23 protein-coding genes are annotated in these 24,202 nt (G+C 48.2%); 14 read left to right on the forward strand and 9 right to left on the reverse strand.

The genetic code is table 11. From position 1 onward, the window contains the following. Positions 1–119: 119 nt before the first annotated feature. Positions 120–1,721, reverse strand: coding sequence for a methyl-accepting chemotaxis protein (locus ACE3MZ_RS01405; RefSeq protein WP_411344777.1), 1,602 nt, complete (start codon positions 1,719–1,721; stop codon positions 120–122). Between the two features lie 257 nt (positions 1,722–1,978). Between ACE3MZ_RS01405 and ACE3MZ_RS01410 the strand changes: the two genes are divergently transcribed. Then, entirely contained in the window at positions 1,979–2,260 is a 282-nt protein-coding gene (locus tag ACE3MZ_RS01410) for a GNAT family N-acetyltransferase (protein WP_411344778.1), read from the forward strand. Positions 2,261–2,392: 132 nt separating this feature from the next. Beyond that, positions 2,393–2,959, forward strand: a complete 567-nt coding sequence (locus tag ACE3MZ_RS01415) for a DUF420 domain-containing protein (RefSeq protein WP_411344779.1) — start codon at positions 2,393–2,395, stop codon at positions 2,957–2,959. Between the two features lie 242 nt (positions 2,960–3,201). Here the strand turns inward: ACE3MZ_RS01415 and ACE3MZ_RS01420 are convergent, their stop codons facing one another. After that, complete coding sequence (locus tag ACE3MZ_RS01420) at positions 3,202–3,504, reverse strand: hypothetical protein (protein WP_411344780.1); 303 nt, start codon at positions 3,502–3,504, stop codon at positions 3,202–3,204. 545 nt (positions 3,505–4,049) lie between these two features. Here ACE3MZ_RS01420 and ACE3MZ_RS01425 point away from each other — a divergent pair. Both ACE3MZ_RS01425 and ACE3MZ_RS01430 read left to right on the forward strand, forming a co-directional pair. Beyond that, positions 4,050–4,880, forward strand: coding sequence for a formate/nitrite transporter family protein (locus ACE3MZ_RS01425; protein ID WP_411344781.1), 831 nt, complete (start codon positions 4,050–4,052; stop codon positions 4,878–4,880). Between the two features lie 319 nt (positions 4,881–5,199). Beyond that, positions 5,200–5,745, forward strand: a complete 546-nt coding sequence (locus ACE3MZ_RS01430; protein ID WP_411344782.1) for a glutathione peroxidase — start codon at positions 5,200–5,202, stop codon at positions 5,743–5,745. 322 nt (positions 5,746–6,067) lie between these two features. On the opposite strand, the gene ACE3MZ_RS01435 is transcribed toward ACE3MZ_RS01430, so the two are convergent. Next, entirely contained in the window at positions 6,068–7,222 is a 1,155-nt protein-coding gene (locus tag ACE3MZ_RS01435; RefSeq protein WP_411344783.1) for an iron-containing alcohol dehydrogenase, read from the reverse strand. Positions 7,223–7,353: 131 nt separating this feature from the next. Between ACE3MZ_RS01435 and ACE3MZ_RS01440 the strand changes: the two genes are divergently transcribed. Then, on the forward strand, positions 7,354–8,265 hold the full coding sequence (locus tag ACE3MZ_RS01440) for an AraC family transcriptional regulator (RefSeq protein ID WP_411344784.1): 912 nt from the start codon (positions 7,354–7,356) through the stop codon (positions 8,263–8,265). Positions 8,266–8,384: 119 nt separating this feature from the next. On the opposite strand, the gene ACE3MZ_RS01445 is transcribed toward ACE3MZ_RS01440, so the two are convergent. Then, a complete protein-coding gene (locus tag ACE3MZ_RS01445; protein ID WP_411344785.1) occupies positions 8,385–8,543 on the reverse strand; it encodes a hypothetical protein in 159 nt (52 codons plus the stop codon). Between the two features lie 287 nt (positions 8,544–8,830). Here ACE3MZ_RS01445 and ACE3MZ_RS01450 point away from each other — a divergent pair, with 287 nt between their 5' ends. The 9 genes from ACE3MZ_RS01450 to ACE3MZ_RS01490 all read left to right on the forward strand — a co-directional run bounded on the left by ACE3MZ_RS01450 (position 8,831) and on the right by ACE3MZ_RS01490 (position 19,998). After that, positions 8,831–9,664: a sensor histidine kinase gene (locus tag ACE3MZ_RS01450; RefSeq protein WP_411344786.1), complete on the forward strand. Its 834-nt coding sequence runs from the start codon at positions 8,831–8,833 to the stop codon at positions 9,662–9,664. Then, positions 9,657–10,319: a response regulator gene (locus ACE3MZ_RS01455; protein ID WP_411344787.1), complete on the forward strand. Its 663-nt coding sequence runs from the start codon at positions 9,657–9,659 to the stop codon at positions 10,317–10,319. The genes ACE3MZ_RS01450 and ACE3MZ_RS01455 overlap by 8 nt, the downstream gene beginning before the upstream one ends. A 243-nt stretch (positions 10,320–10,562) precedes the next feature. Further along, positions 10,563–12,320: a copper resistance CopC/CopD family protein gene (locus ACE3MZ_RS01460; protein ID WP_411344788.1), complete on the forward strand. Its 1,758-nt coding sequence runs from the start codon at positions 10,563–10,565 to the stop codon at positions 12,318–12,320. 47 nt (positions 12,321–12,367) lie between these two features. After that, a complete protein-coding gene (locus ACE3MZ_RS01465; RefSeq protein ID WP_411344789.1) occupies positions 12,368–13,159 on the forward strand; it encodes a YcnI family protein in 792 nt (263 codons plus the stop codon). 415 nt (positions 13,160–13,574) lie between these two features. Next, positions 13,575–15,122 (forward strand): p-aminobenzoyl-glutamate transporter, encoded by a 1,548-nt coding sequence (gene abgT / locus ACE3MZ_RS01470; RefSeq protein WP_411344790.1) that lies wholly within the window; start codon positions 13,575–13,577, stop codon positions 15,120–15,122. Positions 15,123–15,402: 280 nt separating this feature from the next. Continuing rightward, a complete protein-coding gene (locus tag ACE3MZ_RS01475) occupies positions 15,403–16,668 on the forward strand; it encodes an amidohydrolase (protein ID WP_411344791.1) in 1,266 nt (421 codons plus the stop codon). A gap of 199 nt (positions 16,669–16,867) precedes the next feature. After that, positions 16,868–18,184: a GTP cyclohydrolase IIa gene (locus ACE3MZ_RS01480; RefSeq protein WP_411344792.1), complete on the forward strand. Its 1,317-nt coding sequence runs from the start codon at positions 16,868–16,870 to the stop codon at positions 18,182–18,184. Positions 18,185–18,243: 59 nt separating this feature from the next. Beyond that, positions 18,244–18,591 (forward strand): hypothetical protein, encoded by a 348-nt coding sequence (locus ACE3MZ_RS01485; RefSeq protein WP_411344793.1) that lies wholly within the window; start codon positions 18,244–18,246, stop codon positions 18,589–18,591. A 3-nt stretch (positions 18,592–18,594) separates the two neighbouring features. Then, complete coding sequence (locus ACE3MZ_RS01490; protein WP_411344794.1) at positions 18,595–19,998, forward strand: M20 family metallopeptidase; 1,404 nt, start codon at positions 18,595–18,597, stop codon at positions 19,996–19,998. Between the two features lie 147 nt (positions 19,999–20,145). Here ACE3MZ_RS01490 and ACE3MZ_RS01495 read toward each other — a convergent pair whose 3' ends face one another. The 5 genes from ACE3MZ_RS01495 to ACE3MZ_RS01515 all read right to left on the reverse strand — a co-directional run bounded on the left by ACE3MZ_RS01495 (position 20,146) and on the right by ACE3MZ_RS01515 (position 23,996). Continuing rightward, positions 20,146–20,499, reverse strand: a complete 354-nt coding sequence (locus tag ACE3MZ_RS01495; protein ID WP_411344795.1) for a type II toxin-antitoxin system HicB family antitoxin — start codon at positions 20,497–20,499, stop codon at positions 20,146–20,148. After that, a complete protein-coding gene (locus tag ACE3MZ_RS01500; protein WP_411344796.1) occupies positions 20,486–20,752 on the reverse strand; it encodes a type II toxin-antitoxin system HicA family toxin in 267 nt (88 codons plus the stop codon). The genes ACE3MZ_RS01495 and ACE3MZ_RS01500 overlap by 14 nt, the downstream gene beginning before the upstream one ends. Before the next feature lie 90 nt (positions 20,753–20,842). After that, complete coding sequence (locus tag ACE3MZ_RS01505) at positions 20,843–22,855, reverse strand: hypothetical protein (RefSeq protein ID WP_411344797.1); 2,013 nt, start codon at positions 22,853–22,855, stop codon at positions 20,843–20,845. Further along, positions 22,852–23,811, reverse strand: coding sequence for a hypothetical protein (locus tag ACE3MZ_RS01510; protein ID WP_411344798.1), 960 nt, complete (start codon positions 23,809–23,811; stop codon positions 22,852–22,854). Before ACE3MZ_RS01510 ends, ACE3MZ_RS01505 begins: the two co-directional genes overlap by 4 nt. Positions 23,812–23,843: 32 nt before the next feature. Next, complete coding sequence (locus ACE3MZ_RS01515; protein ID WP_411344799.1) at positions 23,844–23,996, reverse strand: hypothetical protein; 153 nt, start codon at positions 23,994–23,996, stop codon at positions 23,844–23,846. Between the last annotated feature and the right edge of the window lie 206 nt (positions 23,997–24,202).

Below are 24,202 nucleotides of genomic sequence, written 5' to 3' on the forward strand. Positions count from 1 at the left end.
GGTTATTCAGTGATCTAGTTATCCAATAACGACATGATGAGGGACGGGACACTGAATTGCCATTGCTTGCAGTCATAACAGACCATAATGGAGTAGAGCAGGCGAGGACATTCAGCGATTTATACTTTAAAACGCGAAACCGAATCGTTTAATTCTTCTGCCAAATGCGCGAGTGATTGAGAGGAGGCGGCAGTTTCTTCGGCAGCAGCAGCAGATTCCTGACTTGCAGCCGCGATCGATTCGACTGAGATCATGACTTCATTCGCTTGTGCGGATTCCTCTTCACAAGCGGCAGCGATTTCGCTGACCTTCATCGCGGAATCGTTGACCATTTGAATGATTTTTTGGAAAGCTTCGCCAGTTTCATCCGCCAGTTTATTATTTTGGGCAAACGAAGTAACGCTATCGCGCGTATTTTGCTGCATCACTTTGATAATACCGGTAATCTGTTTAGTTGCATCCATGCTGCGCTCTGCCAGCTTGCGTACTTCGTCGGCAACGACAGCGAAGCCTTTACCCTGTTCACCAGCGCGTGCGGCTTCAATGGCGGCATTCAGTGCCAGCAGATTCGTCTGATCGGCAATTTCGTCGATGACATCGATAATCTCACCGATACGCTGCGAATCTTGTTCCAATCGGTGAATGGCGTCGTTCACATGCTGCATGCTGATCATTGCATCATTCAGAACTTGTCCACCTTGATGCGCCATACCGGCGGTATCGTTGGACAGTTCCGCAGCTTCGCTAGCACTACGAGCAACAGAGTTAATAGCAGACGACAAATCTTCGAACAGCTCGGTAATATTGCTGGCGGATTCCGCCTGATTGGAGCTAGTGTTGGCAATTTCTTCGGTGGTAGCAGAGATTTCTTGGGAGGATGCAGCGACGCTTTGCGCAGACATAGAGATTTGTGCGATCAGATTGCGCAGATTATCTGCCATTCGGTTAAAGGAATGAGCCAGACGTCCGACTTCATCTTTGCTGCGAATATCAGATTGACCACTCAGATCGCCATCTGCGAATTGGTCGATCAGTTTGGACAGATTTTGGAGTGGTTTGGAGATCGTACGAGCGATCAGATAGCCAAGCAAAATGCTGAACAGGGTAATACCGACGAGAATAAGAATCGTTAGCTGACGGGTGGAGCTGTAGCTGGACATGGCATCATTGTTCGCCTGTCCGGCAAGCTGATCGTTGATGCTGATCAATTGATCAATATGATCGGACGCGCCGTCACCAGCAGGCTTGAGTGTATTATCTTTGAAATCAACAAATGTTGCGCGTGCTTCATCACCTTGTACTTGTGCCAGGCTCATTGCTTGATCCAACAAGGTAATGTACTGATTGTACGTATTGTCGAACTTGGCTAATTCTTGTTGCTCCGCTGCCGTTGTAGCGAGCGGGCGATATTTAGCCATATTGTCGCTAATGCTTTGCTTCAAGTCTTTGATTTTGCTCAAATACTCGGTGGTCACGGTAGCATCAGATGTATTGTTCAGATTCAGATCACGCATGTTGACACGGATACGCTGGTAATAAATTTGTACGCCCGATAGCGTCTGGATGGATACGAGGTTTTTGTTGTATACCATATCCGTTTGGAAATTGCTTTTTTGCAGGTTTTGCAAACTATATACGCCAAAGGCGATCATGATGGCGATGACGACGAGAAAAGCGGAAATAATCTTAGCCGATGTATTCCAGTTAAGGAACCATTTCATTGTAATACCCCCATTTTAATCCATAATATATAATATATTTCGTCATCCTACTCATTATGGTAATAGGGAAAAAGTAATAATTTTGATCAAATTTTGAAACTTTTTCTCGCTAAAGGATCAGAATGTGAAGATGAGGGCAAATTTTGAAGCGCGGTTTTGTTTCGCTTGCGAGGCAGAAGGGGATAAAAGGATAGATCGTTTTTCAATCAAACATCGGTTGTGCTGCATATAAAATGAAGTCCAAAGGAGAGAATATTATGCAAAATATCGTAGAAAACGAAAAAGGTCTTGTGATGGAAATTGATGGCGAACCTAAAGCGGAAATTGGCTTTGGTCCTTACGATGACAAGTCTCTCATTATTGATCATACATTTGTATCGGAAGAACTGCGTGGTCAGCATGTAGGTGAGCAATTGGTCAAACGGGTCGTCGATATTGCGCGTGAACAGGGCAAGACGATCGTTCCGGCATGTTCGTACGCGCAGGCGCAATTCAAACGCCATGAAGAATATCACGATATTTGGCGCAAAGACAACTAAGCCGGACATGAACCGCAAAACGTTCAAACTGTTGTCACCAAAAGGCTTGGTTCGTGTCCAAAATTTAAAATATAATGTACATTGAGGATGCACCAGATCCTGAGTCTGAATTGTAAAGATGGGAGCAAACACATGGGCAAAGGGACACAAACAGGCAATTTGAAGCCGACAACCAATAAAAACTTTGCGGGATTGATCATTACGGTATCAGTTGTTGCCAATATTATTATTCTGCTATTGTTCTTCGCACCGGGAATTGGTTACAAAGGGACACTCGATTTTGACGTGACAATTATGCCGCGTATGAATGCGATTTTTAACAGCTTTACGTTTATTTTTTTGGTGGCGGCATTGATTGCCATATTGAAGAAAAATATCAAATTGCATCGTGGCTTCATTCTAGCAGCCTTCTCCAGTACGCTGCTGTTTCTGGTCACGTACTTGAGCTTCCACTATCTGTCGCCCGAAACGGCACGGTATGGCGGTCAGGGCATCATTCGTCCGATTTACTTTTTCATTCTGATTACGCACAGTTTCCTGGCGGCAGTTGTTGTACCGCTGGCACTGTTCGCACTCGTATGGGGCTGGACGATGCAAATCTCCAAACACAAAAAAATCGTTCGTTGGACGATGCCCATCTGGCTATATGTTAGCTTCACTGGCGTAATCGTCTATCTGATGATGGCACCTTACTATTAAGCATACAAGTAGCTTCGACGAGCGATAACTATATCGAAGCTGTATCAACAGCATACATTGGCACAAACAAAAACCCGCAGCGAGTCAGCTGCGGGTTTTTCATAATAGTAGGTAGAACGATGGGCAGAAGTGGAGTGGATTCGTTAGAATCTGTCCATGAGGCTCGCCCGGCTACGGTATGACATGCTATGCAAAAGAAGGAATCACGTAGCGTGTATCTATCTGTACAATCGTGATGATAATTATTTAATACCGTCTTTGTAGTTTTTAGTCCAATGTTTGTCGCCAACGTGCATGAAGTCTTCTACCGTTCTCTCCAGTGTTTCGATCAGTTGTGCTTTGATCTCGGAAATCGTGTCACGGTATACGCGTTCTTCATTGCCATTGATTTTCTCGCCGTAGATTGCCAGGGAAGCATTATATTGACGGTGTTTTTCAACCAATTCGTCGATCGATTGCAGGGCGTGTTCAACGTAACGTGTAATTCCTTGTTGATCTTGTGGAATCATTTCGCGCAGTTGCATTACTTTACTTTGGTTTGTCATGATCATTCACCTCGAAGTTTTAATTGTAAATTTACATTAGCACATTTTCACAAATTGTTCATTAAATTTAGCTTAAATATGTTGATTTTTTTATATCATTTTTTTGGCTCTTGTGAAAATATACCCTTTCTACCTATATATAATCATGGTCAAAGTCAAAAATCACTTTGAACCTTGTTTACTGAAAATGATGTGTCCAATTTGTGACTTTAGTTGTGTGTAATACTATTTCGGCAGTACCATTTTCAAAATGTATAGCGTTTATAACTTTTGTCGCAAAAAATCGAATAATAGGAATTTATTCCTATGCTTATTGGACTATATAACATTTTGATAGCTAATTTCCTATACAACAGAAAATAACATGGGAGCGTGTACATTGAGCGTAAACGAGGTAATAGTACATAACAGGCAGCCAATCGTTTTGCAGCGTGAAGCAGGGTTTCATTGTATGACAGGCGAAAGGTACACAGAGGATTCAACCCCGTATTGACAGCTGGCAGACGAAGCAAACGGTCATTGACCGGAATTATGGAGGTGGCATAGTGGAAGTCCATACGTTAAAACAGGTTGAGAAACTAGCATTGGAAAAGCATTACATCTACAAACAGAGCAAATTGCGCTACCTTTCCCGGTCCATGCTGGCAAGTATGTTTATTGGCTTCGGTGTAATTGTAGCCTTTAAAACAGGGAATTTCTTTTATGCGGTAGAATCACCAGCAGCGTATCCGATGGCGGCGCTCACGTTTGGTGCGGCGATCATCTTGATCTCGCTCGGCGGTGGGGATTTGTTTACAGGCGATACGTTCTATTACTCGTATGCCGCACTGGTGCATAAGCTGAAGTGGTTGCAGGTAGTCAGGCTATGGGTGACGAGTTATATCGGCAATATTCTTGGTGCCTGTGCATTTGCGTTATTGATTTACTTGACGGGATTGTACGCGGATCATTCGGTTAACGGGTTTCTGCTTGGGGTGGTTGAACACAAGATGGAAGCGCCCACGTCGCAGTTGTTCTTCCGGGCGATTTTGTGTAACTGGCTCGTCTGTCTGGCATTCTTCATCCCGATGGGGCTAAAAAATGAAGTGGCCAAGCTATTCTGTATGATGCTGTTCGTATTCTGCTTCTTTATTTCCGGGTATGAACACAGTATCGCTAACATGTGTACATTTGCGATTGCGCTGGTAGTGGATCACCCCGCTACGATTAATTTTGCTGGCGTAATTCACAATCTGGTGCCTGTTACCATTGGTAATCTGATTGGTGGCTCGGTATTCATGGCGATGATGTACTACTACGTCAACAAGCCGTTTATGAAAGACCCGGCTTATGGTGGTAGCGATGAACAACAACCGACAGAGCGTGAACTGCATTAAATCTAAATCGCGGACAATACAAAATGATCGTCAGATGCAAGGGATGGATCTATAGAAGGCTAAGGGACTGTCGTATATGTATTATCGGCAGTCCTTTTATGTGTGTTCATATGTCAGTTTTGACTACCTATCATTTATTTACAAAAAGATAAAAATATACCTTATTTTATTGTGAAACAGGACTTTTATATTAACGGAATGTAAAATTTCGACGAAATACGACTTTTTTTGTAGTTCTATAGTTTCATTCTTCTTCTCGTTTGGGTACAATGGTATAGCACGTTATATTATTGTGAACGAAGGAGAATGACATAAATATATGAGTATTTATCAATTTTCGGCGAAGGCAATGAATGGCAAGGACATTTCGTTAGAGGATTATCGCGATAAGGTCGTTCTGATCGTCAATACAGCGAGTCAATGCGGATTCACTTTCCAGTATGAAGATTTGCAACGTCTGTATGAGCGCTATTCGGAAAAAGGTTTTGTGATTCTTGGCTTCCCATCCAACCAGTTTGCAGATCAAGAGCCGGACGGCAACGACCGTATCAATGCCTTTTGCACATTGAATTATGGTGTCTCCTTCCCGATGTTCCAAAAAGTCGATGTACGTGATCGCAATGCGCATCCACTGTTCACGTATCTGGCAGATAGCAAACCGTTTGAAGGATTTGATACGACGCACTCGGTTGCAAAAATCCTGTTGCCGCTGCTGCATGAGCGTCATCCAGAATATCTGCCGGGCAATTCGATCAAATGGAACTTTACCAAGTTCCTGATCGGTCGTGACGGAGCTGTCGTGAAGCGCTTTGAGTCGACAACCGATCCGTATGATATGGAACAAGATATCGAAGCATTGCTCTAATAGCAGTAATACGATAAGAAGCGTCCGATAGCTACAGCCCGACTATACATTCTTGATTGATGTACTGCTACCGCTACATAAGGAAGCAGAGCAGGGTGAGCTTGTTATCCATCTTGCGTGTGCAAGTATCGGCTTGATATGGTTTGTACGTATCGAAATAAATAGCAAAATCCCGGTGTGAGGAGCACCGGGATTTTTGGCATACACACATTTCTATATGATGAGCAGTCCAATCAGAGGGTCAGTGAAGATAAGCTGATGGGACAGTCATACCGATTGTTAGTGCCGAGGATACGGCAAAGGATAGCGATACATGACTAGATTACATTGCGCTGGCGAACATGTTGATAACATCTTCTTTGGATGGCTGGATCGGGTTGGTTACACCGCACGCATCCTTCATCGCATTGGCAGCGAGTGTGTCGAAGTCGTCGCGTTTTACGCCCAGTTGTTCCAGACCAGCAGGAATACCGACGCGTACCGCCAGCTTCTCAATCGCTTGGATTGCTAGCTCAGCGCCTTGCTCTGGTTGACTCTCATCGACCGTTTCACCCAGCGTACGAGCAATGATGGTCAGACGGGCAGCCGCAGCGGTTGCATTGTAGCGTTCTACATGTGGCAACAGGATCGCATTACACACGCCGTGTGGCAGATCGTAGAAGCCACCCAGTTGATGTGCCATTGCATGCACATAACCAAGACCCGCATTGTTAAATGCCATACCGGCGAGGAATTCCGCATACGCCATTTGCTCGCGAGCTTCTTCATCCTGTCCATTGTCGACAGCGCGTACCAGATAGTCGCGAATCAGCTCAATCGCTTTTAGCGCGCATGCATCGGTAATTGGTGTTGCATCGGTAGATACATATGCTTCGATGGAGTGAGTCAGCGCATCCATACCAGTAGCGGCAGTCAATGATTTTGGCATAGCCATCATCAGCTGTGGATCATTCACAGCGATGAGCGGTGTCGTGTGCTTGTCGACGATTGCCATTTTTACATGACGTACTTCATCGGTAATGATGCAGAACTTGGTCATTTCGCTGGCAGTACCAGCAGTAGTGTTGATCGCAACTAGTGGTGCAGCTGGCAACAGGGAGCGATCTACGCCTTCATAATCTTCGATCGTTCCATTATTCGTGGCAAGCAGCGCTACCCCTTTGGCGCAGTCATGTGGAGAACCGCCGCCAAGGGAGATAATACAGTCGCATGCATGCTGACGATACAGTTCTAGCCCTTCGTTGACATTCGTAACGGTCGGATTCGGACGTGTGCCATTATAAATAACGGAAGCAATTCCTTCCTTGTCCAGCATATCCGTAACGGTAGCGGCAATGCCGATATCGACGAGTGGTTTATCGGTAACGATTAACGCTTTTTTGTATTGCAGCTTGCGAATTTCTTGTCCTGCGTCTTGCAGAGAACCGGAGCCCATCAGACTCATACCGGGCATTGTAAATTTAGTCGTACCTGCCATTGTGATCAACCTCGCTTATTGGAAGATAGAATCAATTGAGTTATAATCTCTGTGTTCAGTGTAAATCGCCAACGGTTATAGAAATATCGATTTCTGCGCAAAAATATACGTGGCTTCAGGAAGGTGAACGTATGGATCAGGCATTACGTTGTTTTGACCGGTATAACGAGCTTCAATATGGATATCAGACTGATCTGCTGCGCATTTTGTATTACGATCTGCCACAGGATTACAGCGAGACGTACGCTTCCTATGAATATCCGAAATTATGTACCATTTTGAATGGGCAAAAACATGTGCGTATCAACGGCACACAAGAGCAGTTTGTGTACGATAACAGCGAAATGGTGCTGCTACCGCCGCGCTCGCTCGTAGAGATGAAGATTCCTATGCCAACGCGTGCGCTTGTATTTGAGCTAAGTGACCAACTGGTGGAACGACTGCAAAGTACGGTAGAGGAAGAACTATCCACTTCGATCATTTTGGAGCAGAGTGGATTGCTGCGCTGCGGCATCGATCATCGTACTCACGAATTAAACGAGACGATCCAGCGTATCCGTCGCTATCTATGTTACGATGATAAAAGTAAACGTTTTCTCGTTGATCTGGCAGCGCAGGAATTGACGTACCATCTGCTGCATATTCAAGGTGCTGAGCAAATCTTGCATCTGCGCAGCAATGACCCGGTACAACAAGCGATTCGCGAAATCAACGAGCAGATTGGTGAGATTCATCATGTGCGTGATCTGGCGAGTCATTACCAGATGTCCCATACGAATTTTACAAGCCGATTCAAAAAGTTGACCGGGCTCAGTCCGCGTGAATATATTACGAATCGCAAATTGGAAGAAGCCGAACGTCGACTGGAACGCTGTACAGTGACCGAGGTAGCGATGGATCTTCATTATGATAATATTTCTCATTTTATCGGACTGTTCAAAAAGAAATACGGCATGACACCGAAGCAATATCAATTGGAGCTTCAACATCGACGTGTCATTCATCACCCGGCTGCTCCATCGACGGAATATAGCCTGCACTAACAGCGGCAAACACGGAATATACAAAAAGCATACAAAAAAACCGACTTCGCGATGATAGTCGGTTTTATTTCATATAAAAGCTTCCTGATGTACAGGATGTATGTGTGTAGGGATCAGATCTAGTAACGGCTACGAGCAACAGTGGCACACTTTTTCATGTAAGCCAGTTTGCGGATGATTTCCTTTTGCCATTTCTGGTCGCCGATATGAACAGCCAGATTAAGCATATCCAAATAATCATCTATTTGAAGTGAAGTTTTCTGGGTCATTACGTTCATTGAGGTTCCGTCTCCTTTGTCATGCACCGATTGGCGCTGCATCTGGGTTGTGGTGTATACCTATATTGTTGATTCATCGGACATGTGGTAAACAATTATGTTATCGTAATATTATCAATCCGTTATCAATCAATCAGGAATGATAATCATTATCACATCTTCTTTCTCATTGTAAGCATACCGGTAGTGAAATGCAAATGATTTGACTATATTTCTTTAAATTTTTTTTAAAAAGTAATGGTTTGTTCACTTTTTCACAATATTTCTTGCAATCAAAGGAGAATCGTATGTCTTATCAACGGATCAAATGGATGATTCTGTTCTTGCCTACGGTGACGATCGGGTTATGGGAATATGTGCGTCATCAATGGTTAATGCCATATTTATCAATGGAGGCAGGCAACTGGCTATCGCCGTTAATCATCTATATCGTCAGTATTACAGTGCTGCGCGGGCTGTTTCAAATGATGGAACATACTCGTGCTGCGCTGGATCAGGAACGAATTGCCAAAGGCAAGCTGGAAGAACGGCAACAACTGGCGGGAGAATTGCATGATGGAGTGGCGCAATCGCTATTTCTGCTCGGTGTGCGTCTGGATCAGGCACGCCGCCGATTTGATCAGCCACAGGTGGTGCAACTGTTGAATGATCTTAGTCGCACGGTCAGTGAAGCGAATCATGATGTGCGTCAGGCGATTGCTGATCTGAAGCAGGCGCCGCGTCAGGAGGGCGCGCAGACTTCGTCATTGGAAGCGCGGATTCAGGCGATGGTGCCGCTTGCCGGGGTAAAGGTGGATGTGGACTGGCAATTAGAGGACGATATATTTTCCCCATCGGAGCAGGCGGAGCTGCTTGCCTGTCTACGGGAGGCGCTGCTCAATATTCACAAGCATGCTCGTGCACGTAGTGCCCGTATCGTCGGCACAAGGAATGAGAGAGGTTGGCAGATTGCGGTGGAGGATGATGGTAGCGGGTATAACAGAGATGATCTGGAGCAGCCGGGACGGTTTGGATTGCGGATTACGGCAGAGCGCGCACAGCAGCGCGGGTGGACATTTGATTTTGAGCGGGTCGATGAACGGACAGTATTTGTATTGAGGGAGGGCAAGCATCATGGATAAGGTGCGAGTGTTGATTGTGGATGATCATGCGCATGCGCGTGAGGCGACGAGTGTTATTTTATCGGAAGATCCATTGTTTGCTATTGTGGGAATGGCGGCAAGTGGACAGGAAGCACTGGATTTTACAGAGAAATGGATGCCGGATCTGATCCTGATGGACATTTCGATGAAAGGTATGGATGGGCTGGAGACGACGCGGCTGATCAAGCTGCGCTTTCCGTATGTGAAGATTATTATGATGACGGTATCGGATGATGCGGCGCATCTGTTCGAGGCGATCAAGCAAGGAGCACAGGGCTATCTGCTCAAAAGCTTGCCGCCATCGACATGGCTGGAATATTTGCGAAGTGTTGCTTCGGATCAGGAGGGCATGAGTCAGGAGATTGCGCTGCGGATTTTGCAGGAGTTTCCGTTTGGCAAGACGCGCAGCGATCCAGCGGCGGATACGCTAACCCGGCGGGAGCGGGAGATTCTGCAATGGGTATCGTCAGGCATGACCAATCGGGAGATTGCCGCTGAGCTGACAATTTCGGAGCAGACGGTGAAGAATCATCTCAAAAATATTTTGCAAAAATTACAGCTGGAGAATCGGGTACAGCTGACCCGGTATGCGATGGAGCAGGGATTGGCGTCTGATCGGCAGCATCGTCCATAATTCATTCAAATTTAAACGGAAAAGATGGATTTTATAGCCCCTTCTAGTCATTTTCAGATGCTGGCGTTCTTTGTATCATACAATAGAGGTATGACCGAACGATGACAATGGATGAAGAAGACGGCGGATTGGGCTATTTTCTATTCCATGTTCTGATTGGCATGTCACCAGTACAGGTAATAATGCAGCAGGACACGACTTCAATGATAAAGCAGGTGAGCAATCATTTCGGATTATACGATAATGGATACGACTAGTAACAGCAATAACAGGGAGCATATGCCACTTGGCACTGCACTGTGGCGCCGCTGGCGGATGATTGCTACAGCGCTGCTGGCAATGATGCTGCTGATGCTGAGTGTAGCTTTTCCACAGCAGGTATCGGCGCATGCGTCGGTGACACAATCTACACCGGCGCAAAATGAAGTGCTCACTCAGTCGCCCAAGCAACTGAAGATCAAGTTCAACGAAGATATTCAGCGGGCGTATTATGGGATGACATTGATGAATTCCGAGGGGCAGAGCATCGACGGTATTACGGCGCGGGTCGATGAGAATGACGGTACGACTATGCTGGCGGATGTATCGCAAACGTTACCAAGCGATGTGTACACCCTCTCTTGGAAAGCGATCTCTGGTGACGGGCATCCGGTGGAAGGCGTAATCATATTCCAGCTTGGCGATGGTGCAGGCAAATCGCTAAAGGAAGCGACGCAGGTGTCGCTGGATGACAGTAAACCGCTCAGCCCGCTGCTCATTGTGGCACGCTGGCTGCAATATGCGGCGCAGGCGATTGTGCTTGGTTTGCTCTGTCTGTCGCTATTTCTCATGCCGCCAGCATATCGTCAGCAAATGGCATGGATGAACGAATCACGGTATCGTCTACTGCTACTTGGTGGTGCGGTGCTAGCATTGATCGCGCTGGTGGCTCAGCTACCGCTGCGTATATCGTGGACAGCAGATGTACCGTTATCAGCAATTGGCGGTCAATTCAGCGATACGTTTAACGGAACGGTGTTTGGCAAAGTATGGATCTTGCAGACGATTGCTGCTGTTATCGTGCTGATCTGCGTACTGTTGCAATCGCTACGCAGATGGTCGCAGGGCATACGCAATCTGCTAGGGATGATCGCCTTTGTGCTGGTAGCATTGGGATTGCTGGCAAAAGCGTTTGACGGTCATGCGTTTGCTGAGCAGTACGCGGTATTGGCGGTTGCGGCAGATTATATTCATCTCTTGTCCGCATTGATCTGGAGCGGTGCGCTACTGGCGCTAGCGTTATTCTTGCCGCGAATTGTGAGCGGCATAGAGGGCGAGCAGCGCCGCACGCTGTACTGGGGCATCATTCGTCGATTCTCTTGGTGGGCGATTGCTTCGGTAGCTGCACTGCTGGTGACGGGGATTTATGGCAGCTTGTTGTATTTGCCAACATGGAGTGCCTTGTTTAACACGGGTTATGGTTTAACGTTATTGTCCAAAATGCTGCTGTTTCTCGTGATGGCAGCGTTTGGCGGTATGAACTATGTGAAGGGGCGCAAGCAGGAAGGCGAGATCGGCAAAGATATGGTCTGGGAAGTGCTGACCGGCTTCGTCATTCTGGTGCTGGCAGCGATCCTCGTTCATCTGTCACCGTACGCCGCACCACTTGGTAATAGTGGAACACCGCGCGGCGTGCAAACGCAGGTGCAGCAGGTGGACGGTTATGATATCAGTCTGAAGGTGCCGCCGAGTCGAATGGGCATGAATACCTTTACTGTGACCGTGAAGGATCAGCAGGGCAAGCCAGTAGATGTGGAGCAGATCACACTCCAATTGCAGCATCTCGATATGGCGATGGCACCGACCAATATTACGATTACTGCCAAGGATGGCAAAGATGGCGTATATGAAACGCAGGGCATGATCAGCATGAACGGGAGCTGGCAAGTCGATATGCGTATTTTGACAAAATCGCTGAACGCGGTAGAAACGAAATTTACGCTAAAAGTACCGGGCTCTTGATGAAGATGCAAATATTTTACTATAGACGACAAAGGGGAATTGTACAGATGAAAAAGAACACGTTGTGGACAAAAATGATAACGACCGGTGCAGCGGTTACCTTCGCAGGCATGTTAGTATTTAGCGGAATTGCCAGTGCGCACGTAACGGTGAAGCCAGCAACCTCGGCTACTGGCGCATGGGAAACGTATACGCTCAAAGTGCCTTCGGAAAAAGACATTCCAACAACCAAAGTGACACTGAAAGTGCCAGAAAACCTGTCCTTCAAGCAATATCAGCCTGTTCCGGGCTGGAAAGTAACCACTGAGAAGAATGATGCTGGTGAAATCTCCACCGTTACTTGGGAAGCGGAGAGCGGCGGCATTGAAGACGGTCAATTCCAGCAATTCGTCTTTGTCGGTCAAAATCCAGAGCAGGACAGCGATCTTGCTTGGGACGCGTATCAGTATTACAGTGATGGCAGTATTGTAGAATGGACGGGCGCAGAGGGCAGCGATTCCCCGCACTCCATCACCGTAGTTAGCAAAGATGGCGCAACTGCCGCTGCACCAGCGGATCACGGTCATGACAGTGCGGGTACATCCGGCACAGAAACAACACCGGAAGATGCCACAGCAACAACTGGTACGGAAACGACAACTGACAATAGTGCCGCAGGCAGCGAGAATGCGGCTACCGGCACTACAGCGACAGATAGCACAACCGCTGGTACGATGACAGGTACAGCTGCTCCAGCAGCCAATACTGGTCTGCAAACTGCAACGCTCGTCATTGCCATCGTGGCATTGATTGCCGCAGTGGGTGCATGGGTAACAGCAGCGCGTAAACGTCGCGGCTAACTCACTGTGATTGATGATGCGTCAATCACTACGTATTTCCCGATTATTGTATCGTCTATCGTATAACCGATGAAATATATGCAGACGGCATACTGTAGGATTAGCTGTATAGGATACAAATCGTGATATTGCGAACAAAAGTTGCATACGTAAAAATGAACAAAGCCTGACATCAGATCGGAGATTACCTCTGAATGAAGATGTCGGGTTTTTTCGTTTACATATTGATGCCGCTTACATGAATGAAATGACTACTGAACAAAATGATTTATCACATCTGTAATGAATGTTTATAATTTTTTTCGAATTTTTTTGTAAAAAAACCTCACATATCTATTGCGCAGACAAGAATCCATTTCCTATAATCAATTAAACGAAAATATCGTTAATAGGTCTAAAATTAGGGGGAAGGTCAGTGAGTGGATTAAATGGTGCAACAGCAAAGCAGCAGTCGGGAAATACGGGGTTGTTTGGAATGGTGGAACGGATCGGTAACAAGATTCCGAATCCATTTTTGTTATTTGTGTATCTGATCGTCATTCTGATGCTGGCAACGGCAGTGCTGTCATGGCTGCATATTTCCGTAACCGATCCGACCAATGGCGAGCAGGTCACCGTCAAAAACCTGCTGAGCAAAGAAGGCATTCAGTGGATTCTACCCAATATTATCGCCAATTTTAGCGGCTTTAAGCCTCTTGGCTCTATTCTCGCACTCGTGTTAGGTGCTGGTCTTGCCGAGAAAGTTGGATTGCTGCAAGCGTTGATGCTGAAAATGGCATCCCGCGTTAGTGCCCGCTATGCCAGCTATATGGTGCTGTTTATCGCTTTCTTCAGTCATGTGTCCTCCGATGCGGCGCTTGTCATTATGCCTCCGCTCGGCGCACTGATCTTCCTCGCTGTTGGGCGTCATCCGGTGGCTGGGCTGATGGCGGCAATCGCTGGGGTTGGTTCCGGGTTTACCGCGAATCTGTTAATTGTAACGACGGATGTGTTGCTGTCAGGTATCAGTACCGAAGCTGCGGCTGCGATCAACCCGGCGGCAACGGTCAGCGTACTGGATAACTGGTTCTTTATGGCAGCTTCGGTAATCGTGCTGACGATTACGGGCGGGATTATCACTGATAAGTTTGTCGAACCGAGATTGCCTGCGTATCACCCGTCTGACGGTGATGGCGATCATCAGCTGGAAACTCTCACACCGCAGCAGAACAAAGGTCTGATCGTCAGCGGTATTGCAGTACTGGTCTCGCTGATTGTGCTAGCGCTCATGATTCTGCCGTCCAATGCCATTTTGCGTGACCCAGAGCTAGGTACGATTGTGCCATCGCCGTTCATGTCGGGCATTGTGCCAATCATTATTTTCCTATTCTTCGTCGCCGCGATTGCATACGGACTGGCAACACGCCAGATTACGAATCAAAATGATCTGCCACGCCTGTTGACCGATCCGATGAAAGGCATGGCAGGCTTTATCGTAATGGTGTTCCCGCTGGCACAGTTTGTCGCTTTCTTCAACTGGAGCAATATGGGCAAGTTTATGGCGCTCGGTCTGACTGATCTGCTGGAAAAGACAAATATGACGGGTGTTCCTGCTTTCCTCGGTCTGATGTTCCTGTCCGCTCTGCTCTGTATGTTCATTGCCAGCGGTTCGGCGATCTGGTCGATTCTGGCACCGGTATTCGTACCGATGTTTATGCTGCTCGGGTATCATCCGGCATTTGCACAGATGATCTTCCGCGTGGCAGACTCGTCCGTCATTCCATTTGCTCCGATGTCACCGTTTCTGCCGCTGTTCCTCGGCTTCTTGCAGCGATATCGCAAAGATGCAAAGCTAGGTACGTATTACTCACTAGTGCTGCCATATCCGATTGTCTTTCTCATCGTCTGGTCGCTGCTGCTGGTTGTCTGGTATATACTGGGATTACCGATTGGACCGGGTGTATATCCGAAGCTGGAAGGCTAACTCATAGTGGACAGATGAATATTCGTTCGAACAGGTGAAGGACAGAAGGTGGATACTGGATAAATATTGGCTTTGCCGCCTATCGATCGGACTGGATGTTGTTATTCATCATGCAAGCTCTGTTTGATCTTGTCTTGTCTTTATCTTTTGATGCTAGCTATAGAAGAGATTGTGCAAACGAACATGAGCATATTACCCCATCGTTATCCGCGTCGCCCGGTACGTTTTCGCTCGCCGGGTGGTGCGATCTTACCTACAACCATCACAGGAGATGAACAACATGTTGGATATTATTGAAATGCGTCGCGATCTACATCGACACCCTGAGCTTGGATTTACCGAATTCCGTACCGCCACTATTGTCGTAGAGACGTTGCGGTCGCTTGGCTACGAGGTCATTTACGGTCGTGATGCGATTGATGGACCTTCGCGTCGTGGCTTGCCGTCCGAAGAAGTGTTAGATCATGCCTATGAGCGTGCGATCAAGAACGGAGCAAATCCGCAGATTGCGGAGCAGATGAAGGGCGGCTATACGGGCGTAGTCGGTATTTTGCGTGGCAGTGAGCCGGGACCAACGCTGGCGTTTCGTTTTGATATGGACGCATTGCCGATCAAGGAAAGTACAGATCAGCAACATGTGCCGCAGGCGGAAGGATTTATTTCGCAATTTAACGGCAATATGCATGCGTGTGCGCATGATGGACATACTACCATCGGTCTGGGCGTTGCTGAAGCGCTCTCCAAGCAGAAGCTAAAAGGCACGATCAAGCTAATTTTCCAACCTGCCGAAGAAGGTGTGCGCGGCGCATATGCGATGGTCGAAAAAGGAATGCTGGACGATGTAGATTATCTGTTCTGCGCCCATCTTGGCTGCGATGTGCCAACAGGGCAGGTGCATGGGGGAACACAGGGGTATCTGGCAACAACGAAGCTGGCAGTGCAATTCCATGGTGTTGCATCCCACGCAGGCGCTGACCCAGAAAAAGGCAACAATGCACTGCTTGGTGCGGCAACGGCGATGCTGAATATTCATGCAATTCCACGCTTCAGCACAGGCGATACTCGAATCAATGTTGGTGTATTGGAAGGCGGAACCGCCGCCAACATCATTCCTGAGCATGCACGCATGATCGTGGAGACACGTTCGGAATCGGAAGAAACCAACCGTGATCTGGAACAGCGGGTACGCCGCATTATCGAACATAGCGCAGGTATGCACGAGCTGACCTATGAAATTGAAGTTGCTGGTGGAGCGATTCCGATCACCTGCGATCCAGACATGGTAGAGCTGGCAAATGAAGCTGCGCGGGATGCCGCAGGCGTACACACTGTACCGGAGCAGATGGCATATTCAACTGGTAGTGAGGACGCAAGCTATATGGTACGCCGCGTACAGGAACACGGCGGCAAAGCGACCTATATGATCGTCGGTGCCAGCAATCCGGTGCCACATCATCATCCACGCTTTGATATTGAAGAGGAAAGTCTGCATATCGGTATCGACGTATTCCGCCGAATTGCAGAGCGCTTGTTGCAAGCGGAATAATGGTATGAGTGGGATAATATGTCGGGATCTACGTAAACCGACGAATGCGATCGGTGCAGTCTTCTTTTGTGCAGGGAACTTGGTATAATGGATATGATACGCCGGTGGCAGACCGGGCATATCTTTTATCACAAGCAAGGGTCTGTATGTGCATAAGCAGTGACAGACACTGAACATAAAGAGACTGGCGGAGGAGAGTATGATGACATACCGTTTCGGGGTAATCGGCCCGCAGCCTTCCGTGGAGCATATTTTGGAGATTACCGCATCCATGGGGGAAGATGTACAGTTTATTCCTTACATTTATAATCACCCGCAGGAAATACCGGACATTCTGGAACGTAACCGGACAGGTCTGAAAGGCTGGTTTTTCTCCGGTCCAATTCCGTTGTCGGTGGCACAGCCGTATTTGCGCAAAGAGGAGCTAGCCGTGTATTGCAAGCCTGCTGGTTCTGCGCTGTACAAGGCGATGGTACAGATGATGAACGGTCAGGATGTGCGCAGCAAGCCGTATTCGATCGATATGATTCGCTCGGAGGATCTCGATTTGCATGAATCGTTTGCCGAGCTGGGCATTGCGATGGACGGGTTGCCAGTGCGGATCTTTGATGGAACGGAAGAGCCGAACGATATTGTGCAGTTTCATCTGGAGTTATGGAAAAATGGCAAAAGTGCCGCGGCGCTGACGTGTATGCATTTTATTTATAGCGAGCTTCAAAAGCACGGCATGCCGGTATACCGGTTAATGATTACGCGTCAGGATATTCGTCAGGCGGCGCAGCTGCTCATTCAGCAGGCGCGCAGTTCGTATTTTAAAGATACGCAGATTGGTATGCAGATTGTGGAAGCAGATCTGCTCGGAGCTAGCGCACGCAGTAATGGCAGTCGATATTCTGTCCAGTATGCTGAACTGAAAATGCAGCAGCGGATCTTGCAGCTGTGCGAGCGATTGGACGGTATTATGGTGCACAACGGTGTGGGCAGCTACCAGATCATTAGCACGCGCGGCGCGATTGAGCGTGAATTGGTACGTCTGCGCCAGACGGTAGAGCGGATGGAGCTGGAATCGGATGTACAAATGTCGGTCGGTATCGGGTATGGCGATACGGCATTTACCGCCAGCAATCATGCGATGCGTGCGCTTCAGCACGCTCGTCACAACCGCCAGCAGTTACTCGTTATCGTGCAGGACAATGGCGATATTCGCGAGATCGACAAAGACGAAGGCGAATGGAGCTATGCCTCACGCTCGCTGGATTCGGAATTGCTGGAGCGATTGAATGAAGCGAATATTAGCGTCAAAACGTATCGCAAAATCGAAGCGTTAACCCGTCATATGAATTGGGACGGATTCACGACCACCCAGCTTGCTCAGCATTTGTCGATGACGATTCGCAACGCCCAGCGCATTATGAGCAGTCTGTGCCAGATTGATCTTGCCGAGATTGATGGCGAGGAACAGCAATCGGTACGGGGACGACCGCGCAAAATTTATCGTTTGCGCAGGGAGCGTTAGGATCATACATGTCGGTAGGGTTGCACAGTATAGTTTCGGCAATGAAGGGATGAGCAACGGTGAATAAACGTTCGAAGGTATGGAGTATAGGCATAAAAATATACTATGTAGTCATGGCGCTTGCTGTCGTGGCACTTGTGACGGGCAAAGAACGCTGGTTGGAACAAGGTGCCACCGGTGCGCAAGCGGGCGGGCTCTTTTACGGAATTGTAATTGTTGGAATCTTGATCATTGCACCGGCACTGATCTTGCTCTGGTTCTGGCTGCGCCGCTGGATGGAAAGTCATGGGGTAGAGCGTCAGCTACGGTTGATTCTGTTAGTGGTGACGGTGCCGATGATGCTGGTGATCGGCTATATGCTGGAACTGGTCTTTATTATGGTATTTATCGGACTGGGAGGGAGTTAACGGATGACAGATACGCAGGCAATTCGCCAGGCGATTGAGGCAAGAGGGCAGCGGTTGACGGACATCAGCGATCAGATCTGGGAATATGCAGAGACGCGTTTTCAGGAACAGCGTTCGGCGGAATTGCTGTGCCTGGCGCTGGAGGATGAAGGATTTGCTGTGGAGCGTGGTGTTGGCGGGCTGGAAACGGCGTTCATCGGCACATTTGGCAGTGGGAAGCCAGTGATTGCACTGCTCGGCGAATATGATGCATTATCCGGTTTGAGTCAGCAGGCAGGCACGGCGGTACAACAGCCAGTGGAGCCGGGCGGCAATGGGCATGGATGCGGGCATAATCTGCTCGGTACAGGCGCGCTGGGAGCGGCATTTGCGCTCAAGCAGCTGATGCAGGAGCAGGGCTTGTCTGGTACGGTGCGGTATTACGGCTGCCCGGCAGAGGAGGGCGGTTCCGGCAAAACCTTTATGGCGCGTGCCGGGTTGTTCGATGATGTGGACAGTGCGGTCACTTGGCATCCGTTTGATTATCATAGTGTGATGTCGGTACATACGCTGGCAAATTATCAGTATTATTACAAATTCAAAGGACGCAGTGCTCATGCTGCTGCCGCTCCGCATCTCGGTCGCAGTGCGCTGGACGCGGTGGAGCTGATGAATATGGGCGTCAACTATTTGCGCGAGCATATCGTTCAGGAAGCGCGTATTCATTATGCGATTACCGATACGGGCGGACGCTCGCCCAATGTGGTACAAAGTCAGGCAGAGGTGCTATATCTGATCCGTGCTCCACATGTTAGTCAGGCGGCGGAGATTGTAGAGCGGGTACATGATGTAGCACGCGGCGCTGCGCTGATGACGGGAACGGAAGTGGAGATTGTTTTTGACAAAGCATGCTCTGAGATTGTACCAAGTCGTACGCTGGAGCAAGTCATGCTGGAGCAGTTCTTGTTATTTCCGGTGCCAGAGCATACGGACGACGAGATCGCGCTGGCACAGGCGGTACGTGATACGCTGACTGAGCAGGAAAAGCAGGTGTCATGGCAATTACCAGCTTCACAGCGAAATCTGGCATTGGCTACAGAAGTGCTGCCTTATCAGCATGGGCAGATGCTATACGGTTCGACCGATGTGTCAGATGTGAGCTGGATTACGCCGACGGTGCAATGTACAACTGCTTGCTTTGCGAACAGCACCGTTGCGCATAGTTGGCAATGGGTGACATTGGGTAAAACGCCGATTGCGCACAAAGGCATGCTGTACGCATCGCAGATTATGGCAGCGACTGCGCTGGAGCTGGTAAAACGTCCAGAGTTGCTGGAAGATGCTCGTAAAGAATTGGATGAGCGTTTACAAGGACGAGCATATGAGTGCCCGATTCCGGCGGATGTACAGCCTGCGCTAGTGAGATAGAGGATAGTAGGACGGTCAGACGGATCATTGAGATTCAGATAATGGCTGTAAATGATATGCAACAAGGCGCTTCCTGAGATGCAGGGAGCGCCTTGTTTGCGTTAAATAGCCAGAATGATGTATGCAATTTGTGAAGGGAGATTGCATTTATAAATGTGGAATCAACTCTTTTAGCTCATTCTCAGCATCTGCGCGTGTGTGATCAGCGATCCATTGGTTGAGACTTTTACCTGCTTTGCTGGCGGCAATCGCCATTAATCGGTGCTGAGTGGGACTGATTCGTAACATTAAGTTTCCCGAGTACGGCTTATCCGGTTCTTCGCCACGCTCTGCGCAAAAGTCCAGATAATCATCAACCGATTCCTGAAACGCCTGTTTAAGTTCGTCAACAGATAATGCTTGAAACGTAATCACATCTTTGATGTTAATGACTTCTCCGTGCAAGATTTCCTGTTCATCATCAAATTCAACTTTGCCAATATAACCTTTATACTCCAGCATCGGGCTTTACACCTGCCTCTATTAAAAATCGTCTTACGGATTTGACCGCGCCTTTGTCTGTTTCTTTTTGTGGATGAGGACGATGAAATACGGCACGTCTATCATTCAAAAAGATACGAACTCGAGATCCATTACCTTCACTTATTTCTGCGCCACACGCAGATAAGAGTGATTCGATATTAGACCAAGGAATATTGGAGCGTACAGGATCGTCGAAAATAGCTTGTAATGTTTGCTGCTGTTTATTGTTCATGATACGTAGTACCACCTTTTGATATCATCCTTTGATACTATTTTAAGCAAACTTGTTGATATATTCAATATCAAAATAAAAAAGACAGCATCATTCGATGCTGTCTACATGCACAACTGGAATATTGATATTCATCCCCGGCGTATTCCCAGGTAACGGATTGTCGCCCAGTCCATAGTCCGGTTCAAATTGCTCATCTGGCATCGTATTGCCGTCATTGTTGCTATTACCATCGCCGATATCGCCGTTTCCATCTGGTGCAGATTGATTTTCATCCGATCCATTGTCATTCCCAGACAAACCGGAATCCGTAGCAGTAAACGATTCGTATTCTCCGTTAAACTGCCCGTACACGGTAAACGTTCCCGTCTCCAACGAAAGATCGCCTTTTAACCGCACATACGTGCCGGCCTCATTCACAATCGCGCCCGCATCATCCACCGATACAATATTGCCTGTAAAACGAATCGGTTGATTCAGATGCGCGCCGATCTCGGAGACAGCAACGTCGGTATACTGTTCGCTGTCCATTTGGCTGTCGGTTTTGCTGTACGTTCCATTCTCATCAGGCGTATATATATCCACCTGCCCTACATTGCCGCCGACTGGCTGATGCACGATAATGCTACGATCTGGTTGCACTTCATAGCTTGCTCCGGCAAAGGAGGCTACCGCCTTCAAACCAGCGCCGGTTACTGCATAGAGCGAGAACAGTGGACTGCCTTCCACACCAGATTCGGACTGAACGACCACAATCGGTTGCTCGGTCGTGCTCAATTGCGTATCAACCGCCAGCGATTGAATCTGAGCCGACGTCTGCCCGATCTCCCCAGACCAGACGCTGGCATTGCCGTCATTGTCCATTTTGCCGAAGAAGAGCTTGTTGTTCTGATCTGTCGCTACCACATAGACCGGGAAGATACCGCCATTCGTACCGCCAGTAACATGCTGATAGGCAACCGACGTATTGCTTCCTTGTAAAATAGTGACTGGTTCGTCAATGGCCCATGCCAGCTTGGTGCGGGCGATATTTTGCGTCATATCGCCAAGCGGTGTCAGCGCATTGTACAGATCCAATGCCTGCTGAAATTGCTTGTTGGTCGTCATCGTGAATGCCTGCTCCTGCAACGAGGATACTTCATTGTCAATTGTCGTCAGTACAGAAGACGACGACAGATTGAGCTGCTGTGCCGCTGAGCGGAAGCTAACCGCATGACTGACAAAACGCTCTGCTTGCCCAGAAGCGATATCCTTGGCGATGACCGATTGCGCGCCGTCTTCGGCAAGTGTGGTCACCCAGCGGGCGCCAGTATATTGGTGCTGCTGATACGCCTGCCATGTTTGAGACGCATTGGTCAGAAAAGCGTTAAAGTCCCCCGCTGATGCTAGACGCTTGAGCTTGGTCGTGTCATAGTTTTCAAACAACTTGCGCAGCTGATTGGATTGTACCGCTGCTTGTTGGCTGGCAGTAACATTGGTAGAAGTTACATCACTGGCATTGCCGTCGTTTATTCCGGTTGCAGAGTCCGATTTTGACCAGTAAGCGGAAGGGATGCGCAGCAGATTCCATTTGGCGGATTCGTCGCTGTAATTGCGATTGTCCAGATTGGTTTGCAGCGTTGTCTCCAATCGTGTACGAAACTCGCTGAAGCCCTGCTTCCATAACTGCTCCATGCCGTATTGCTTTGTGATTTTGCTATATTCATTGCTGTACTTGTCGTTCAGCGTTGCCTGCTGTTGTTGCTGCTGCGTCCATTCCGCATACACATCCATATACGTATCAAACTGGTTGAGATCCAGCGCCGCCTGCAAACGGCTCGCCGTATTGGACACGGTATCACTCCATGCACTAATGGGCGCTAGCTCCTGTAAACGGGACTGAACATGCTGCTCCTCATACTCCAGATACCGATTCTCCTGTGCCTGACGGTAAAAGGACTCTGCCTGTATCCAGTTTTGCTGCTCATAATATTGATCTGCTGCCTGTACCCAGTTGATTTTGTGATAGACGCCGATTCCTTTGAACACAAGCAACACCACGCCAACTGCGCAGCAGCACAATAGCAGATTGCGCAGCGCGAACCAGCGAAATACGGTTCTCATGACCGTTGCGCTCCTGTCGTTTGACCGCCAAAGGTCGTATCAGACGCATACAGCTCCATACGGATGCTATCCAGATCCTGTGCCAGCGCATCTGCCAGTAGTTCCGAATCGCTATGCACAATCCGATACAGCCGCACAAAGCGCTCCTTGGGCAAATGACGAGCATATCGGCGGATAAAGCCCGGATAGAGCGCGATATAACGCTTCATGCGCACCATCGCAGAAGTGACGCTAATCAAAATATTCCAGCCCTGCTCCATCTGCAATATTTTTGGTTCATGGGCAATGATATAGCGGATCGCTTTGTCCTTGATCATATCGCGCTTGAGCCGTGCTATCTCGCCAATATATTCCGCTACCAAAGGGTCAAAGTCGCGCGTAATCAGCGACTCCAGCTCCAGATCCATATCGCTGCGCAATCGGAAATTTTGCAGCAAGGATAGTAGGGCAAGCCGTAGTCGGTCATTATGCACAACAACTGCTGTCTGGCGCAGAATATGATATCCTTCGACTTCTTCGCCATCCCGCACCAGCTCTACGCCAACTCGCTGATCTTCTACCAATCCGTCGTAAATGGCAGTTCGTTGCTGCCAAAATAAGCGACTCAATTGTCGCAATGTCGCGCGCTCACGGAAACGTCGCTGCACGATGATCAGTGCCGCTAGTATCATAACGCCGCCCCCTGCACATAATGCAATCAAGGTCGTGGTCGGTGCAGCCACAATAGCGCCAATCACTAGAATGATCGTCAACAAAATCTCGTTCAGCATTCGCCGTCCAGCTAACCGACGTGCCTGTTCCATCACAGGCACTAGTCTCGATTTGCCGCAATCTGGACAGCTGTCACCCGGTAAAATGGTGAACCGTCCGCACTTGCGGCAGACGCGCAGTCGATCGTATTTGCGCCGACTTTGCTCCAGTGTCGGCAATTGTACCGCTTGTTTGGTTGTACTCATGTATGACATCACTCTCTACATTATATTTAAAATCATTTGCCCTGCTTGTGATTGACTGCATCCAGTAGCAATTGTTCCAGTTCCTGCTCGTCAGGCGTTTTTTTGCGCCGAATTGCGTATAGTAACAACCGGCTACCAACAAAAAGAAACGCAGCGCCTATACATACGTATGCAAGTATATCCATAATCCAATCCTTTCCTGTTGATCCGGTATCGGCTATGCGTTTGCCTGTTTGGGTGGTCGGATGCAGAGGATGCGAAGATCGCTCCGTGACATCCGGCGTTTGGGCAAGGACTGTGTAGTGTAATGAACAGTAATTTACCCGGCACCGTTAAGCAGAACCTGCCGATTGCGAAGTTTGTATTCTATTTTATGCCAAAATTGATGCCG

Source organism: Paenibacillus sp. WLX1005 (assembly GCF_046603685.1).
In the GTDB taxonomy this organism is placed as follows: Bacteria; Bacillota; Bacilli; order Paenibacillales; family Paenibacillaceae; genus Saccharibacillus.